Here is a 17,862-nt window from a genome sequence, read left to right as displayed (position 1 = left end):
GATTAATAAAGGAGCGAAAACGATGAGCGAACATGAGCAAGAACAAACTCATTTGGATATTGATGAAGAAACGCTTTTTATCGTATCCCAAACATTCAAGGCTTTATCAGATCCAACCCGCCTACGGATACTACATCTACTTTTTCAAGGCGAACACTCTGTGTCAGATATCGCTGCAAAACTATCGCTGCTTCAATCTACCGTTTCCCATCAGCTTCGATTTTTAAAAAACTTACGCTTAGTTAAGTTTCGTCGTGAAGGAACAACCCTTTACTATTCACATGATGACAAACATGTTATTGATTTGCTACAACAAGCAATTGAACATGCACAGCACCATTAAAAAAGAGAGGACATTCTTCCTCTCTTTTTTAATTGCAGTGACCACACATATCTTGGTGTTTATCAACTTGAATTGTCGTATGTTCAATATGAAAAGCATGACTCAATATATGGTTAACTTCTGTCATAATTTGCTCATACCGATTAAAATCTTCTACTACAATATGACAGCTCAAAGCAGGAAAATCTGAAGAAATTGACCATATATGAAGATCTTGCACCCCTTTAATTCCATCTATTGTTAGCAATTTCTCTTTAATTTTTTCAGTATTTAAGTTGGACGGCGTTCCTTCCATTAAGACATGAAACGAATCTCTCGTCACTCTTATCCCACTGACAATAACAAGGACAGCAACGATAATACTTGCAACAGGATCTGCCCAGTTCCATCCAAATAGTAAAATAAGGACAGCTGCCACAATCGCTCCAATTGAGCCAAGCAAGTCTCCTAAAACGTGCAAAAACGCGCTTCTTATATTCAAATTATCATGATGATCTCCTTTCATTAACAGAAAGGCCGCTACAATGTTTACAACAAGCCCCACTGATGAAATGATGATCATTCCTGTACTCATCACTTCAGGAGAAGTTAAAAGACGATGAAAAGCTTCCCAAAGAATATAAAGTGAAATGAAAATAAGAGCAAGGCCATTTAAAAAAGCAACTAATATCTCAAACCGTTTATATCCGTATGTCTTTGTATTTGTTGCTTTTTTCTCCCCCATCTTAATAGCAAATAAGCTAAGACCTAAGGAGACAGCATCACTTAGCATATGCCCAGCATCAGAAAGTAAAGCAAGACTATTTGTCATGATTCCACCAATCACTTCTACTACTAGATAAAAAGAAATGAGGAAAAAGGATAGCGTTAACGCTTTCTTGTTATTTGTATGATGATGACTATGATCATGCCCCATATTTCTCTCTCCTCTCCTTATATGATTACATGCTCATATATTATATTATTACATTTTTTTCTACCTTCTTCAAATTTCTATTCTCTCTCTCTTGAAAAGGATACATACACATTTATTCTTTTCACTTTTTCACTTTTTCGTTAAACATATTGTCAACAAGTTTTCATTTGTCAGAAAACAAGGATTCAGAGATAATAAAAAAAGAGTCTTGCTAAGGAGGAATAGCTATGGAGAGGATACAAATTGCTGAAAATTTATCATTTTCTCGTATTATTCATGGATTATGGCGGTTAGAAGATTGGAAATACTCATCAAAAGAAACACTCGAACTCATTGAATATTGCTTAAATGAAGGTATTACAACGTTTGATCATGCAGACATTTATGGAAGTTACCTTTGTGAAGAAAAATTTGGGGAAGCCCTTTCTCTTAATCCTTCTCTTCGAGACAAGATAGAGATTGTCACAAAGTGCGGTATTGTTTTACCATCAAAGCAACGTCCTCAACACACTTCACATTACTATAATACAAGTTATGAGCACATTTTATTATCTGCTCACAACTCATTGAAAGCCCTTAAAACAGACTATATTGACTTGTTACTCATTCATAGACCAGATCCATTTATGAATCCGGAAGAAGTTGCTGAAGCTTTTTCAACTCTTCATCGTGAAGGAAAAGTGCGTCATTTTGGGGTTTCAAACTTTAAAGATCATCAGTTTCGTATGCTGGAATCTTACCTTGACTTTCCACTTGTCACAAACCAGCTTGAACTGTCTCCTTCCAACTTAGAAAACTTTCTAGATGGGACACTTAATCTTTGTCAAGAAAAACGGATTCCTCCAATGGCTTGGTCACCGCTTGGTGGTGGAAGCATTTTTACGGAACAAGATGAAAAATCACTCCGTCTTCACGCTACTCTAAAAAAAGTCGGAGAAGAGCTTGAAATCGCAGAGATTGATAAAGTCATCTACTCATGGCTTCTTGCTCATCCAGCCCGCATTATGCCAATTGTCGGCTCAGGCAAGAAAGAACGGATTCATAACGCTGTAGATGCTCTAAATTGTCCTATTTCAACTGAGCAATGGTTTGAAATCTTACAAAGCTCAATGGGACATGAAGTGCCTTAATAAAAAAGCTAGCTTAGCGATTGCTAAGCTAGCTTTTTTAGAAGCGAATATATCCATATCCTATTGATACAAGAACTGCAACAAGAACAATCAATAAAATAAAGAAAGCCCCTGTTGGTTCGTTTCTTCTCTTTCTTAAAATCGTCATTTCCATTAGTCCAATTGCAAGAACTGCAATAACAAGTTTTACGATAAATACGGTTTGTAATGCGCCAAGTGCAAGCATTCCAATACCTGATACAAGCATGATTACGTAAAATAAACGTAAAATCATATGTGTGATTTTCTGTTTACTAAAGATATAGCTTATAAGATAAAGTACAACAAGCACTCCCCAAGAACCTTGGTGTGCTTTGAAAAAGATTTCCCATAAATCCATGTTTTCTCCCCCCAACTCTCTCTTAAGTTTTACTTTTACATTAGGTTCATTTTAATTTTATAGAGGTTTCTATCTAGTGACAATGCTTTTATAATATTTTTTACAAACTGTTCAAGAATTAAACTCTTTTTAAAAGAAGTAGAAATTTATCTACTTTTTAATCATATCAACATGAGAAATCCCCTCATCGTCATATGGTAATGTAATGGCTTGGAATCCAAAGCTTCCATAGAATTTCTCTAGATGAGCTTGAGCCTGAATTTTTATTGTTGTTTCACAAAGCTCTTCTTCTAAAAATCTAAGAGCTCTTTCCATAACCTCATAGCCTAAGCCACTTCCCCTAAAATCCTTATGAACAAGCACTCGTCCAATTGATGCTTCCTTATAGGAGACGCCTCTCGGTAAAATCCGCACATAGGCAACAATGGTCCCATCTTCTTCTTTAAATAAGTGGTAACACTCTTGATCTTTATCATCTGCTTCATGATACAAACAGTTCTGTTCCACAACAAAAACGTCGATACGTGCTTTTAAAATTGCATAAAGTTCCTTTGGGGTTAGATTGTTGAATGGTTTTAGGGTAAAAGACATGATGAATCCTCCGTATTCTTTCGTAAAAAAAAGAGAGGATATTATTCCTCTCTTTTCTATCCTTACTTATTAATGACGATACTCGGCAGCAGTTTGGATTGCTTGATGATTTGTTAATTCTAAGAGTGTATTATCCATAACCCCTCCTGCAACTACAATTGATGCTATTACTGCAAAGACAGCTGTTAAAGCAATTTTCTTTTTCATAATTTTATTCTCTCCTTTGTATACTTTAGATTTTAGTTCAATATATTTAATCAATAAAGCCTATTGATTACCAAAATACTCTTCTATATCTTCTCTTACAACATCGGCATAAGCGGTATTTGACTGCAGCCTAAAAAAGCTTTCAGAACGCTGAAATGCCTCTAAGGCTTGCTCTTTTTCTCCCAATAACATTAGAACTTCTGCCTTTTCATACCAAAGCTCTGCAAAAAGATATAATGAATTATTCTGCAAGCAAACATTAAGTCCTCTTTCAGCTTTTTCTAGCGATTTCTTGTATTCTCTTGCGTCACCTAAAGATTTAGATTGGTTAAATAAAAGTTTTTGATAAATTGTAGGATCATGGACGTAATCTAATTTTTTCCATTCACCTATTGCTTTATTATGAAATGTTATTGCTTTATCAAGGTCCCCATTATGAGCATGAATGATAGCTAAGCTATTTAATATTTCACTTCTTCTATTAGAGGAACTTGGCTTAGCTGAATCTGAAAGTTCTAACGCTCCATTTAACAAATCCTGGGATTTTTTAAAATCACTAAAGATATGCTGTCTACAAATCCCTTCATGCCAAAGTAGAAATTGCTGATAATCTAAATCTTCTTTATACATTTCCGTTTTTTTCTCTTTTGAAATAATATCAAAAACCATCTTATAGTTGGTTTCATCAGTATAATAACGGATTAATTTCTTAACAGGCTGAATATACTCTTCTAGGTTTTCTTCAAAAAAGTATTCCATCGGCGCCCCTAACCTTTGAGAGAGACGATATAAAATGATACTAGAGGGGATGCCTTCTCCTTTTTCAAACTTACTTACTTGTGATTGAGAACAAATGCCTTCAGCTAATTCAGACTGTCTTAAGCCCATCTTCTTTCTCAGGTTTTTAATCTTCTGTCCAATATAATACTCGTTCATACGTTCATCCCCTTGAACTCACTCTATTACTATTCTACTACAGACTTATCTCTATTTTAAGGGAAATAAGGAAAAGTATAACATAAAAAAGTATCGATAATTCAAAAATGATGATTTTTACCTAAACATATCCTTAAAATGTAAAATGATGATTTTTATGTCCTTTTTATCCCCTTATTACACGTCTTACATTAGAAATAAAGTATATTTCTCTCCTCTTCTTAAAATAATAAAAGAACACATTGTTCTCAATCGGTAAATAGACCTTTTATTAGCAGGATAATTCAATCAAGAAATTCATTTTATTGATAAATATTCCTACATTTACGACATATGGTATACTGTACAAAAGAACTATGTACAAAAAGAAACTATTATTTAGAGTGCAAGAGGTGCGAATCCATGCGACAAGAAGCACGAAGGCAAAGACGAAAAAATCGCAAGAAACGAACTCGGAATTTTTTAAGAATTTTATTGCTTCTATTTTTGGTTGTAGCAGGTTATTCAATTTATCAATACATACAAGGCTTTGATCGTTCTGATTCTAATCTTAATCAGTTTCAAGATTTTAAAGGAGCTGATGAGCTTCCAACAAGGACAAATGTTTTAATTCTTGGTGGAGACGCCAGAGGTGAGGAAACACCGAGAACAGACACCATTATGATCGCACACTACAACTTTGATACAAACAAAGCAAAAGTAGTTTCTATTATGCGTGATTCTTATGTAAAGATTCCTGGTCACGGCAAAAATAAAATTAATGCAGCATACGCTATTGGTGGCCCAGAACTTCTTCGAAAGACAATTAAAGAGAATTTTGGAGTGAATGTTCACTATTATGCTATTGTTGACTTCAAAGGCTTTCCCAAAATTGTAGACACCATTGCTCCAGACGGAATTGAAGTGGACATTCCATATGAAATGTCACACGGTATCCATATGACTTTAAAGCCCGGTAAACAAACCCTTCACGGTGAGGAACTTCTTGGATATGTACGATTCCGCCATGATGCCCAAAGCGATTTTGGGCGGGTTAAAAGACAGCAGGAAGTCATCGGAAAACTAAAGGATCAAGCAGTTCAAGTGACAAACATCTTAAAAATCCCGAAGCTTGCAGGAATTGTAAATTCAAATCTTGAAACAAATTTAGGCACAGGTCAACTTGCATGGATTGGTAAAGAGTTTCTATCAAGTGATAACCGCGAAGTTGAAAGCTTCCGCCTCCCTATAGAAGACGGATTTACTGAAGAAAACCTAGGTGGTAGCATTGGCGCTGCTCTTGTTCTTGATATTGATAAAAATAAAGAAGCTTTACAAGAATTTTTAGATGATGAAAATGAAAAGTCGTCCAACCAATAAAGGTGGGCGGCTTTTTATATAAATTCTCGCTTAAACGTATAGCTTTTTCTTTCAAAGCCTACTTTTTCTTCATAGAAGCGGTGGGCATCATGTCTCTGTAATCCAGATGAAAGAGTCATGTTAACACAACCCCACTTTTTCGATCTTTCCTCAACGAAACGTAGAAGTCTTTCTCCATGTCCTTTTGAACGCTCCTTTTCACTCACAACAAGATCACAAACCCATACAGAATGACCATCATAAAGCGTCAGTTTAGGCATATATCCTGCTGCAGCAACAATTTCTCCTTTCTCATTAAAAACTCCCGCTAGCTCATATTGATGAGCTTCCTTCGCTTCCTGAACCCGTTTTTTATACGCATCAATTGTTAAATGTGGTCTCAACTGATTTATAACAGGAAAAGCAGATAAAACTTCATCTTCATTTACTAATACTTTAATCATTTGTATCTCCTCCCCCTATTCATTTTCTCCCTTCTTCTAATATACTACAATATGTTATCCTAATTATAGAAAAGAAAGAAAATTAATACAGTTATTATAAGGGAGATTAATCATTATTCTAGTTTTAAAAAGACCTTTGTTTTTCCTATTAGGAGCAGGGCTTATCTCATTTTTTATTAGTTTTGTATCTCCATCATTCGCATCCACACTCTCTTTTATGTGGACGAGGCTTTTAATTTGGTTTATTACGGTTTTTATCCATGAGCTAGGGCATCTGTTCTTTGGCCAACTTGTTGGTCTTGGACTTAGCTTTCTTACTGCTGGGCCACTTACACTCTACAAAAGAGACGGCAAACTCAAATTTTCAGAGAATAAACAAGAAACTCCCCCTGAATACAGGGGGAGATTTTTTATACAAAATCTAAAAGTAGAAAAATATTAAGACCGATCACAAGTGCTGCTACTCCCCATGCTACAATCGTTGTTATTCGACGGTTCACAAGACTTCCCATCAGTTTCTTATTGCTTGTAAACATAATTAAAGGAACAAGCGCAAAACCAATCCCAAACGATAAAATCACTTGGCTAATGACAAGCGCTTTTGTTGGATTAATTCCTAGCGCAATAATAACAATAGGAGGAACAATTGTTACAAAACGTCTAACATATAACGGAATCCGTTTTTTAATAAAGCCTTGCATTACCATATCCCCTGCCATCGTTCCAACAGACGAGCTAGAAAGACCAGCAATCAAAAGACCAATTCCAAAGAAAACGGCAGCTGCTGGGCCAACAAGATTTCCTAATTCAGTGTAGGCTACATCAATATCTTCTACATGAAGACCATTTTTGAAAAACAAAGCAGCAGCAACAATCAGCATACTTGCATTGACAGCTCCAGCAATAACCATTGCAATAACAATATCTACAAACTCAAACTGAAAGATTTTTTTACGTTCTGCTTCACTTTTTCCGACAACCCTTTTTTGAGTTAAGCCTGAGTGTAAGTAAATTGCATGTGGCATCACTGTAGCTCCTAGAATTCCAACGGCTAACAATAAACTATTCATTCCTTCTAGTCCTGGTACAAAGAGACCATGCATAACTGCTCCTGGTTCTGGTTTTGCATAAAACACTTCGATTACAAATGACAGGGCCACCATGAACAAGAGGCTGGTAATCCCCGCCTCAAGACGTCTGACTCCTCGTCTTTGCAGCTCTAAAATTAAGAAAGAGCCAACAGCGGCAATACAAGCAGACGGTAAAAGGGGAATATGAAAAAGCAAGTTAAACCCTAAGGCAGCACCAATAAACTCAGCAAGATCTGTTGCCATAATAACAAGCTCTGCTTGAATCCACAGTCCAATGGAAACCCATTTAGAAAAACGCTCACTTGCTACTTCAGGTAAGTTTTTGCCTGTTGCAATCCCAAGCTTTGCTGATAAAGTTTGAATTAATAATGCCATAATATTGGAAAACAGAATAACCCACAGCAAAAGGTATCCATATTGAGACCCAGCTGAAATATTTGTCGCAAAGTTGCCTGGATCAATATAAGCAACAGCGGCAATAAAAGCAGGGCCTAAAAAAGGAAGAAAACGTCTTATTCCTTTTGTTTTTCCGCTTAAAACATGTTGAGCAGGATCTATTTTATCCATAAACTGTTCACTCATTTTATCACCTTTTTACTCCAGTCATTTATTTGTCGTGAAACTATCTATTTTTCTATAAGCTATATTTTTTTACCTAACGCAACTTTTAATATTATAATATTCCTCTCCCTTCATATTGTCAATGAAGAAGGTGTCGAAAAATAAAAAGAGTAAAAAGAATTTTCTTCTTTTTACTCTTTTCCTATCTTTATAATAAGTGATGTAAGAAAACTGTAGCTATTTTAAAATAAATAAGCAATGATAAAATATCGTTTAGCGTTGTAATCAGCGGTCCTGAAGCAATTGCAGGGTCAACCTTTAATTTGGATAATAAGAGCGGAATAATAGTTCCTGCAAGTGTTCCAATGATTAAAGTAAAAACAAGAGATGAACTTACAACAAAACTTAATACAAGACTTCCTTGCCAAACATAAGCAATAATAAAAAGCAAAATAGAACAAGTAATTCCAATTAAAGCTCCTACTCCAAATTCACGTAGGATAAGACGAGTAACAACCGCTTTGTTCATTTCTTGACCAACAATACCTCTTACAACAACAGCAAGCGACTGTGTCCCTGTATTTCCTGTCATTCCAGAAATGAGTGGCATAAAAAACGATAAGGCAACAACTTTTTGCAATGTTTCTTCAAACTGACTAATAATACTTCCTGAAATAAGTCCAACAAATAAAAGCAAAACAAGCCATGGAAGGCGTCGATAAGAAGCAACCCATACTTTTGTATCAAAATCGATTGATTTCCCTGTTGCTGAAAGCTTTTCAATGTCTTCATTCGCTTCTTGAATCACAACGTCAATAATGTCATCAACCGTAATAATCCCAACAAGCATATTATTTTCTTCAACAACTGGAATAGCTAGAAAATCATATCTTTCAATAATGCTCGCAACTTCTTCCTGGTCCATCTCTACAGGGACGGAAATAACACGTGAAAACATAATGTCTGCAATTTTCTCATCCATTTCAGCTAAGATTAAATCTCTGTATGAAACAACTCCCATGAGTTGCTTTTCATTATTAATCACGTAAATATAGTTAATGGATTCGGCAATTTCGGCGAAAATTTTTATTTTGTCTACTGTCTCTCTTACAGTGTATTGTTCAGGAATCCAAACATAGCGGTTGGTCATAATCCGTCCAGCTGTTTCAGCTTCGTATTCCATTAGTTTCTGAACTGCTGTAGATTCTTCTGTTGTCATCCCTGATAAATACTGCTCTTTCACATCTGGCGTTACTTCATCTAAAAGATGTGCAAGATCATCATTGTCCATTAAATCTAATACTTCCCCAAGGTCATTAACATTGATTTGTTCAACAAGCTCAAGTTGCTCGTCGCGATCAATTTCTTCAATAAGTGATGCTTGCTGCTCTGTTTCAAGTACATCTAAAAACTTAGGACGCTGTTCTTCTGAAAGCATCACATATATTTCAGCAATATCATAAGGCTGTAGTTCTTCAAGAATTACTTGAATACCATTTGTTTTTTCTTGCTCCAGAAGATGCGAAATTCTTGCTACGATTTCTTCGTATGTCATATCTTGAATCATGATTGATTCCTCCTCTCTTATGCTGCAACAAATGCACAAAAAAAACACACCTTAAGGAAGGTGTGTTTTTGTTTTTTTGCATACTAAATAACGCTTCATACCCTCCATTCGTAGAGCTTTAGCACTGTACGGCATAGGTTCTAAAACCAGCTACGTTAAGAATTACCTTATGTCGATAATTCCTGTTGACCCATTGGCGTCTTTGGACATTTTTGGGCAGCAGCATTTCTCCGTACAGGAGCCTCACCTAACGAGGTATATTCTTTTGTCTGTGATGAGTGTAGCTAACATTGTAGAATAAGTCAACTACCATTATAACTAAAAAAATGTTATTGTCCTCATCCTTCTACAACAATTTTCCCAATCATTTTTCCTTCTTCAACTTTTCCATGTGCTTTTCTCATATTTTCAGCATTGATTGGACTTATTGTCTCTTGTAGAGTGTGCTGTAAGTTCCCCTTTTCTAACTCTTCTCCAACCTTGTTTAAAATATGATGCTGTTCAATCATATCATCTGTTTCATAGAGAGGTCTTGTAAACATAAATTCCCAAAGGAAAGAAACGCTTTTATCTTGTAAAATTTTTAAATCGATAGGCTCTTCATTTTCAACAATGGAGCAAATCTTCCCTTGTGGACGAATTACTTTACCCATCTCTTCCCAATGTTTATCTGTGCTATGCAAACAGAAGATATTGTCAACACTCTCCATTCCATGCTCTTTTAACTGTTCTTCCATTGATTCATAATGATTAATAATGAAATCGGCTCCAAGACCTTTACACCATTCACTTGTTTCAACACGAGAAGAGGTTGCAATAACAGTTAGCCCTGCCTGTTTCGCAAGCTGAATGGCAATAGACCCCACTCCGCCACCTCCATTAATAATCAAAATACTTTCTCCTTCTTGAACATGAAGACGTTGAAATAATCCTTCCCAAGCAGTAAGAGTTGTGAGAGGCATTGCTGCTGCTTCAGCAAAAGAGAGATTTTCAGGTTTTCGTCCAACAATGCGTTCATCAACAAGATGATATTGGCTGTTTGTGCCTTGTCTACCAATGCTTCCTGCGTAGTAAACTTTATCCCCTTTTTTAAAAAGTGAACATTTTTCTCCTACGTCTTCAACAACACCTGAGGCATCAAAGCCAAGAATTTTTGGTTTCTCTTCTTCTCTATCTTTTGGTGCCCGAACCTTCGTATCAACAGGATTAACAGAGACTGCTTGGACATGAATTAATAAATCATGACCTGTAGGATGTCCTTGTTCGACTTCAACATCTACTAAACTCTCTTCTTTTGTTATTGGTAAGTATTTATAAAGACCAACCGCCTTCATCTTTTTTCCTCCTTATCATTCCTTCTATCTTGTACTTTCTTTTTATATTTTCCCACTTCAAAAAAGAAGAAACGCGAAAAGCCGCTGCGAGTTGGCAGCGGCTAAGTTAGCTTGTTTTATTTTGTTAATACGCGGTGCATGAAGACAGAGAACTGATCACGCTTGATTTTTTCAAATGGAGCATATGTGCCATCCTCTTTCCCTGTTGTGATACCATTTTGGTAAAGAATTTTGACATTCTCTTTATGAGAAGGAGATACAGAATCAAGATCTGATAGATTTACTTCTTTATTATTTTTCTTTAAGTCAAATGCTTTAACAAGCACACTTGCCATTTGTTCACGAGAAAGCTTGTCATTTACACCAAACGTTCCATCTCCATAACCGTTAAAAATGCCTGCTTGTTTCAAAGCTGCAACAGCTTCAGCATATTCAGCATCTTTATCTACATCTTTAAATGAATTTAAATCTTGTGGAACTGGTAAATCTAGTGCACGTTGAAGCATAATTGCTGCTTGAACACGCGTTAACTGCTGTGATGGATTAAATTTTCCATTGCTTCCTTTTACAATTCCTTTTTCCGCTAATGCCATAATTGCTTCATAGCCAAACGTTTTCTCATTGATATCACTGAACTGAATTTTTTCGCTATCTCCATTACCTTTATGATTCTCTTCTAAAATTTTGAACATGCGCTTGGCTTGATCAACGTTATCACTCATACCTGCAAACATTTCTTTTCCAGGTCCATATGCATAAACAGGAACATCTTCACCAGTATGTGCTGTTGTTGTCCACCCTGTATATGAATGCGCATCAATGATACGCTCAATAGCGTTGTCAATGTTTGTAACAAGAGCGCTCTCATCTACTTTTTTCATATTTCCTGTCTCATCATCTACTTGTTGATCATTTTTAGCTGCTTCTTTTACGCTGTTTATTTCTTCTTTTGTTAATTCAAGGTCAAGGTACTTGCCTAATACAGATTCAACGCTCTTGCCATCAGCAATTTGCTGAGCCATAAAGTCTGGCGTGCGTTTTGCGGCTTTTACAGCTTCTGGAACCCACTTTTGTACACCTGCACCATTCTTATCATTTGCTCCTAGTGTGAAACCACCTGTTGAATGATCAGCTGTTGCCACGACAAGCGTATGCTTGTCCTTTTTAGCAAATTCAATTGCTGATTCGTATGCTCTTTCAAAGTCTTCTACTTCACTCATTGCTCCTACAATATCATGATCATGTGCTGCCCAATCAATTTGACTTCCTTCAACCATAAGGAAAAATCCATCTTCATCTTGTTCCAAACGATCTAACGCAGAATCTGTCATTTCCTTTAATGAAGGATCTTCTTCAGAACGATCAAGCATTTTTGGCATTCCAACTTCAGAGAAGAGACCTAAAACTTGTTTATTTTCGTCTTTTAACATATCTTCACGGTTAGAAACATAGCTATATCCGTCTTCTTGGAAGGCCTTTGTTAAATCTTCATCATCTCTTTTAAAGTTTGTTAAACCTCCACCTAAAATAACGTCAATTTTATGTTCTCCATTAATCATTTCATTATAATAATCGTCTGCAATTCCATCTTTATTTTTACGATCTGGATCATGCGCTCCAAATGAAGCTGGTGTTGCATCTGTTATATCTGATGTTGTAACAAGGCCTGTTGCTAAACCTTCTTCTTTTGCCTGCTCAAGAACTGTTTTTACTTCCTTTTTATTAGAATCAACAGAAACAGCTCCATTGTATGTTTTATGTCCTGTTGCTAAAGCTGTACCTGCCGCAGCTGAATCAGTTATGGTATTTTGGGCATATGGATATGTACTTTGTAAACCAACTAAATTTGGATCAAAAGCTGTTGGCTCCATTTTTTGTGTTTCTTTATTATCTTTCATATAACGCTGTGCTGTCGTATATGACGTTCCCATACCATCTCCAACAAGGAAAATGATATTTTTAATTTCTGGCTCTGTCTTCTCTGCCGCATCAACGCTTCCTGCTCCTCCGCCTAATAAACCGCTAATGGCAATGGTAGACATTGCTGCAAATGGAATTAACTTTTTCTTCATTGCTTTTTTGAACATTTCTGATTCTCTCCCCTGAATTAAGCTAGTTTTTCTTTTCCACCTAAGATGATATCTTCCTTTCATTAACCTACTGTTAATCTAGCATTAACTTTTTATAAATATTAAAAGGCAAGTGTCATATGTGACACTCGCCTTTTTTTATAAGATTTTTCGATGCACAGCATTTCCATCATATGAAAATAGCACTTGCTTTCCTTCCAAGCTCGTTTCCATATGAACAGTACGCCCCCAAAGCTGATACGTATATGGAAGTACTTTTTCTAAGTACTTCACATCAAGTTCAATATCTTCATACCAGTGTTTTAAATAAAGTTCTCCATTTTTCAGATAATCTCCATCTGTAACTGTGATATAAGGGAATCCCCCATTTACTCTCATACTTACAAGTTGATCACGTACTTCCGTCCATTGTTTATCGACAATTTTATAATCACGACCTTGTTTTGCAAACAGATACATATCTTCACGCATAACAAGATCTTTTGTTAAGTAATTTCGAATAAATGAAATATCAGATTCAACTTCACGTACTTCGAACATTTTGTCTCGACCTGAATTCTCTTTAACTCCAAGACGTTTCATTTCCTCCGTTGGGTTGTTATACCGCTCTTCAATATCTTCAAAGATTTTCAATCCTAAATAGTAGGGATTAATCGTTGTACGTGATGGCTGCACAACATCTGCATTTAATTTAGCAAATTCAATGGCTTCACTGCTTGTTAGCTCCAGTTCACGAATGATGCGTGCATGCCAGAAAGAAGCCCATCCTTCGTTCATTACTTTTGTCTCAAGCTGAGGCCAAAAATAAAGCATTTCTTCTCTCATCATTGTTAAAATATCGCGCTGCCACTCTTCTAATTCACGACTGTACTGTTCAATAAATAAGAGAATATCTTTTTCAGGCTGTGGCGGTAACTTTTTCTTCTTTTTTTTCTTCTCTTTTTTCACTTTATCTCCGTCAAGAGCCCAAAGATCATCGTAAGGTGTTTCAACTGTTGTTTCTTCTTCCTCTTCTTCATCCATCGTCCAAGAAAGTTTTGGACGCATAAGCGATGGATCAATATGCTCCTGGATAGATAAAACAGCATCCAAAAACTTTTCAACTTCACGTTTTCCATGCAAAATTTCATATTGAGTAATTCTTTCAGCAGTAGCTGCCATACTATCTACCATATCTCGGTTCGTATTGGCAAAGCGCGCATTGTTTTTAAAAAAGTCGCAGTGTGCTAAAACGTGAGCAACAATAAGCTTATTTTGAATAAGAGAATTAGAATCAAGCAGAAATGCATAGCATGGGTTTGAGTTGATGACAAGCTCATAGATTTTACTTAATCCTAAATCATAGTGAAGCTTCATTTTATGAAACTGTTTACCAAAACTCCAGTGCGAAAAACGAGTAGGCATTCCATATGATCCAAATGTATAAATAATTTCAGACGGACAAATCTCATAGCGCATTGGATAAAAATCTAATCCAAAGCCTTCAGCAATCTCCGTTATCTCCTCAATTGCACGATAAAGTTGCTTTTGCTGAGTGTCGTTCATAGGCTCTCCCCTTTCACCTTCATATCCTATAGTATGAATATGCTTGTTTATTCATGATGAAGAGATACATTTTTTCTCTCTTTTTTGTATAGAAAAAGAGAGAGAAAGACGTTATTTGTTGTTTAGGAAAGGAAAACGTTTTATATTCTAAGAGAAAGCTGGGTTATAAGGAGGGGTTCGATGAAAGACAATATTTTATCTCTTATTGAAAAGCAGCGAGCTTTTTTTGAGACTGATACTACAAAAGATGTTGCTTTTCGCAAAGAAAACTTAACAAAGCTTAAAAGTGCTGTAAAACGCTATGAACAACAATTGCTAGACGCTTTGCAAAGAGATTTACATAAATCTGAGACAGAAGCGTATATGACAGAAATTGCTTTTATATATGAAGAAATTCGTTTTGTTCTAAAACATCTTGATTCATGGACAAAACCTCAAAAAGTAAAAACACCTGTAAGTCATCTCGGATCCAAAAGTTATCTTTATAGAGAGCCATATGGCGTGACCTTGATTATCGCACCTTGGAATTACCCTGTTCAGCTTCAGTTCTCTCCACTTATTGGAGCAATTGCAGGAGGAAATACAGCCCTTTTAAAACCATCTGAATACACGCCTACCGTTTCTAGATGGATTTCTAAGCTTATTCAAAAAACTTTCCCTTCAGAATATATTGCCGTTGTTGAAGGAGGAGTTGAAGAAAGTCAGGCTCTTTTGAATGAACGTTTTGACTATATTTTCTTTACAGGAAGCGTTGCAATAGGAAAAGAAGTAATGAAAGCTGCTGCAAATTATTTAACACCGCTCACACTTGAGCTTGGTGGCAAAAGTCCTTGCATTGTTGATCAAGATGCAAATATAGAGCTTGCCGCAAAACGAATTGCCTGGGGGAAATTCACCAATGCCAGTCAAACATGCATTGCTCCTGACTATGTTATTGTTCATGAGCAAATAAGAGAAGAATTTGTACAAGAGCTGAAAGCCGTTGTAAAAGAGTTCTACGGAGAAACTCCACTTAACAGTGAAAAGTTCGGAAAAATTGTGAGCAAACGTCATTTCACAAGACTGCTCGCATTTTTACAAGATGGGGATATTTTGTTTGGAGGACAATATGAAGAAGTTGAAAATCGTATATCTCCTACCCTTTTAGAAAATATAATGTGGGAAGACAGCGTAATGAAGGAAGAGATTTTTGGTCCTATTTTACCTCTATTTTCTTTCACAAAATTTGAAGACCTTAAATATCATCTGGGTAAAACTCCGAATCCGCTTGCACTTTATTACTTTTCAGAAGATGAGAAAAAGCAAGAAAAGATTATTAACTCTTTCTCCTTTGGTGGAGGTTGTATAAATGATACGGTTATGCATGTAGCGAACACACACCTTCCTTTTGGAGGAGTTGGAGAAAGCGGGATGGGCAAATACCATGGAAAAGGAAGCTTTGATGCTTTTACACATGAAAAAGGCATTTTAAAACAAACAACAAAGTTTGATCTTCCTATTCGCTATCCTTCGTTTAAAAACAGCCTGAAATATGTGAAAAAGTTGTTAAAGTAACCTCACAGAAGGCTTGCTCGTATTATTTGTTTTTTGAACTCGGTTTTATACAACAGAAAAAGTTAACAGTGTTGTTCTTGTCACACTGTCACTATTTTGCTTTTTTGTCCAACATTTGTTCAGTAACAAATCATCCAAACTGTCATACAATAATATCGACTCCTTCAAAGGGGAGGAAAAGCAATGAACATGTTGGACTATGACAGAGCGCTTTATTACACACATCGATCACAGTGGGACAACCTGTTGATTCTGATGGTGCGAACAAACGATGATTTGTTATCAAAAAGGATTGAACACTTTTTACACGCCTATAACTTCGAGCGAAACGAGCGAATTGTGGAAGAGAATTTATACTCTTTGCTATGTTATATTGACTATGCAGGAGAACAAGCGCTTCAGTCTGAGCTGAGCGCAATGGAACAATCTTTATAAACAAACTTTTTAACGCATACCCCTAAAAAGGTATGCCTTTTTTCTTTTATACTTATTTTCTGCTCCTTTTTTATTTTTATTCATTTTTTGAATGTAAACTGAGAAATATTATCTGTTGACTAATGTAACTCTCTTTCGTTAAGATAAAAAGCGTATTCTATCATCAGGAGGAACACTACGTGAACAAAAGACAATTTCGGGCAATTGACATTACATATGCAAGTGTCTTTGTAGCCCTTACTGCAATTGGAGCTAACATTGCTTCTTTTGCTCCATTTTTACATTTTGGAAATGTAACTCCAACACTTCAGCCATTTTTTGCTATTCTAGCTGGTGCTTTGCTTGGTAGCCGGTTAGGCGCTTTTTCTATGCTCGCTTACATGGTTGTAGGGCTTGCTGGAGCTCCAGTGTTTGCTGAGTTTTATAGTGGTCTCAGCGCTTTATTTACCCAAACAGGTGGATTTATCATTTCCTATATTTTCGCCGCTTATATTGTAGGTAAAATTGTCGAGCGAAAAGAAAATCCAACGCTTGGTACATTTATGGTTGCGTCGTATATTGGCATTATTTTTATTTATCTGTTTAGCGTTAACTATATGTACTTAGCTCTTAATACGTGGATTAATACTCCAATGTCTTATAAAGCACTGTGGATTTTCATGGGTGGATTTTTTATTAAAGATGTGATTTTCACATTTTTAGGTGGTCTTATTGCTCCCCGTTTTCATGCTTTATTTAAAAAGACAGGATTTCAAAAAAAATAAGAGGCAGGATAAAATCCTGCCTCTTATTTTTTATGCTTTTGCAAACTCTTTATAAAGCTTTGTATATTTTTTAAGCTCTTCCACAAATCCTTCTAACGCTTCTGAAGCCTCTGGAACAAGAAGATCGCTGTCTTTTTCAAACATCGGTGGATCAAATACAATTTGTTTTGGTAATGCATTCGCATAAAGAGCACGCATTACATCACGCATGCTGTTCAATGCGTTAATACCGCCTTTTCCCCCACCTGCTACTGCGAGAAGTCCAACTGGTTTTCCTTTAAACTGTTCAAACGTTAAGAAATCAAGCATATTTTTCAACGCTCCACTCATGCTTCCATGATATTCTGGCGTTGTTAAAATAATAGCATCTGCACTATGTACAAGCTCTTTTACTTTTACTACGTTTTCTAATTCATGTTGCTCACTTGTTCCGTTAAAAACAGGTAACACTGTTTCACTTAAATCAAGCAAATCTAAGCTGTATTTTTCTGCTAAAAAACGGCTTAAAATACGCGTTCTTCCACTCTCACGTGGTGTTCCATTAATCACAACAATCTTCATTATAAAATCCTCCTATGCTATGGTGTTGTCAATGGACTTTTTTTATAAAAGTCTTC

At 36.0% G+C, this 17,862-nt stretch carries 18 protein-coding genes and 1 riboswitch; of the genes, 6 read left to right on the top strand and 12 right to left on the bottom strand.

All coding sequences use genetic code 11. The annotated features are described in order from the left end of the window. The first annotated feature begins 22 nt into the window (after window positions 1-22). Entirely contained in the window at window positions 23-343 is a 321-nt protein-coding gene (locus MOC86_RS00355) for an ArsR/SmtB family transcription factor (protein WP_019393943.1), read from the top strand. A gap of 28 nt (window positions 344-371) precedes the next feature. On the opposite strand, the gene MOC86_RS00350 is transcribed toward MOC86_RS00355, so the two are convergent. After that, a complete protein-coding gene (locus tag MOC86_RS00350; protein WP_268582266.1) occupies window positions 372-1,259 on the bottom strand; it encodes a cation diffusion facilitator family transporter in 888 nt (295 codons plus the stop codon). A gap of 227 nt (window positions 1,260-1,486) precedes the next feature. On the opposite strand from MOC86_RS00350, the gene MOC86_RS00345 reads away from it, so the two are divergent. Further along, window positions 1,487-2,389 carry an aldo/keto reductase gene (locus MOC86_RS00345; protein WP_268582265.1) on the top strand — a complete coding sequence of 301 codons (903 nt, stop codon included), beginning with the start codon at window positions 1,487-1,489 and terminating at the stop codon, window positions 2,387-2,389. Window positions 2,390-2,426: 37 nt separating this feature from the next. Here MOC86_RS00345 and MOC86_RS00340 read toward each other — a convergent pair whose 3' ends face one another. From MOC86_RS00340 to MOC86_RS00325, 4 genes are all read right to left on the bottom strand, one after another. After that, window positions 2,427-2,768 (bottom strand): DUF1516 family protein, encoded by a 342-nt coding sequence (locus MOC86_RS00340; protein ID WP_019393946.1) that lies wholly within the window; start codon window positions 2,766-2,768, stop codon window positions 2,427-2,429. Window positions 2,769-2,918: 150 nt separating this feature from the next. After that, entirely contained in the window at window positions 2,919-3,359 is a 441-nt protein-coding gene (locus tag MOC86_RS00335; protein ID WP_268582264.1) for a GNAT family N-acetyltransferase, read from the bottom strand. A 69-nt stretch (window positions 3,360-3,428) separates the two neighbouring features. Beyond that, entirely contained in the window at window positions 3,429-3,566 is a 138-nt protein-coding gene (locus MOC86_RS00330; RefSeq protein WP_172460265.1) for a hypothetical protein, read from the bottom strand. 60 nt (window positions 3,567-3,626) lie between these two features. Further along, entirely contained in the window at window positions 3,627-4,502 is an 876-nt protein-coding gene (locus MOC86_RS00325; protein WP_268582263.1) for a helix-turn-helix domain-containing protein, read from the bottom strand. 333 nt (window positions 4,503-4,835) lie between these two features. Here MOC86_RS00325 and MOC86_RS00320 point away from each other — a divergent pair, with 333 nt between their 5' ends. Continuing rightward, entirely contained in the window at window positions 4,836-5,861 is a 1,026-nt protein-coding gene (locus tag MOC86_RS00320) for an LCP family protein (protein ID WP_419146594.1), read from the top strand. 14 nt (window positions 5,862-5,875) lie between these two features. Here the strand turns inward: MOC86_RS00320 and MOC86_RS00315 are convergent, their stop codons facing one another. The 6 genes from MOC86_RS00315 to MOC86_RS00285 all read right to left on the bottom strand — a co-directional run bounded on the left by MOC86_RS00315 (window position 5,876) and on the right by MOC86_RS00285 (window position 14,492). Continuing rightward, on the bottom strand, window positions 5,876-6,304 hold the full coding sequence (locus MOC86_RS00315; protein WP_268582261.1) for a GNAT family N-acetyltransferase: 429 nt from the start codon (window positions 6,302-6,304) through the stop codon (window positions 5,876-5,878). Between the two features lie 410 nt (window positions 6,305-6,714). Then, complete coding sequence (locus MOC86_RS00310; protein ID WP_268582260.1) at window positions 6,715-7,977, bottom strand: Nramp family divalent metal transporter; 1,263 nt, start codon at window positions 7,975-7,977, stop codon at window positions 6,715-6,717. 187 nt (window positions 7,978-8,164) lie between these two features. Next, window positions 8,165-9,523: a magnesium transporter gene (gene mgtE / locus MOC86_RS00305; RefSeq protein WP_268582259.1), complete on the bottom strand. Its 1,359-nt coding sequence runs from the start codon at window positions 9,521-9,523 to the stop codon at window positions 8,165-8,167. A gap of 95 nt (window positions 9,524-9,618) precedes the next feature. Then, window positions 9,619-9,785: riboswitch (M-box (ykoK) riboswitch) on the bottom strand. A gap of 76 nt (window positions 9,786-9,861) precedes the next feature. Continuing rightward, entirely contained in the window at window positions 9,862-10,857 is a 996-nt protein-coding gene (locus tag MOC86_RS00300) for a zinc-binding alcohol dehydrogenase family protein (RefSeq protein WP_268582258.1), read from the bottom strand. Between the two features lie 116 nt (window positions 10,858-10,973). Next, on the bottom strand, window positions 10,974-12,944 hold the full coding sequence (locus MOC86_RS00290) for an alkaline phosphatase (RefSeq protein ID WP_326847694.1): 1,971 nt from the start codon (window positions 12,942-12,944) through the stop codon (window positions 10,974-10,976). Window positions 12,945-13,085: 141 nt separating this feature from the next. Further along, window positions 13,086-14,492: a SpoVR family protein gene (locus MOC86_RS00285; RefSeq protein WP_268582257.1), complete on the bottom strand. Its 1,407-nt coding sequence runs from the start codon at window positions 14,490-14,492 to the stop codon at window positions 13,086-13,088. A gap of 180 nt (window positions 14,493-14,672) precedes the next feature. Between MOC86_RS00285 and MOC86_RS00280 the strand changes: the two genes are divergently transcribed. The 3 genes from MOC86_RS00280 (at window position 14,673) to MOC86_RS00270 (ending at window position 17,245) form a co-directional block, all read left to right on the top strand. Then, the gene (locus MOC86_RS00280) at window positions 14,673-16,046 is read left to right on the top strand and encodes an aldehyde dehydrogenase (protein WP_268582256.1); all 1,374 of its coding nucleotides are present in this window, start codon (window positions 14,673-14,675) and stop codon (window positions 16,044-16,046) included. 183 nt (window positions 16,047-16,229) lie between these two features. Next, window positions 16,230-16,481, top strand: a complete 252-nt coding sequence (locus MOC86_RS00275) for a YhdB family protein (protein WP_243514770.1) — start codon at window positions 16,230-16,232, stop codon at window positions 16,479-16,481. A gap of 179 nt (window positions 16,482-16,660) precedes the next feature. Then, window positions 16,661-17,245, top strand: a complete 585-nt coding sequence (locus MOC86_RS00270) for a biotin transporter BioY (RefSeq protein ID WP_061803202.1) — start codon at window positions 16,661-16,663, stop codon at window positions 17,243-17,245. 30 nt (window positions 17,246-17,275) lie between these two features. Here MOC86_RS00270 and MOC86_RS00265 read toward each other — a convergent pair whose 3' ends face one another. Continuing rightward, window positions 17,276-17,806 (bottom strand): NADPH-dependent FMN reductase, encoded by a 531-nt coding sequence (locus MOC86_RS00265; RefSeq protein ID WP_268582255.1) that lies wholly within the window; start codon window positions 17,804-17,806, stop codon window positions 17,276-17,278. Window positions 17,807-17,862 lie beyond the last annotated feature (56 nt).

Origin of the sequence: Priestia endophytica (assembly GCF_026790145.1) — a bacterium.
Lineage (GTDB): Bacteria > Bacillota > Bacilli > Bacillales > Bacillaceae_H > Bacillus_I > Bacillus_I endophytica_A.
The sequence above is the reverse complement of the archived record's forward strand: the minus strand, read 5'-3'. Positions and strand labels throughout refer to the sequence as shown.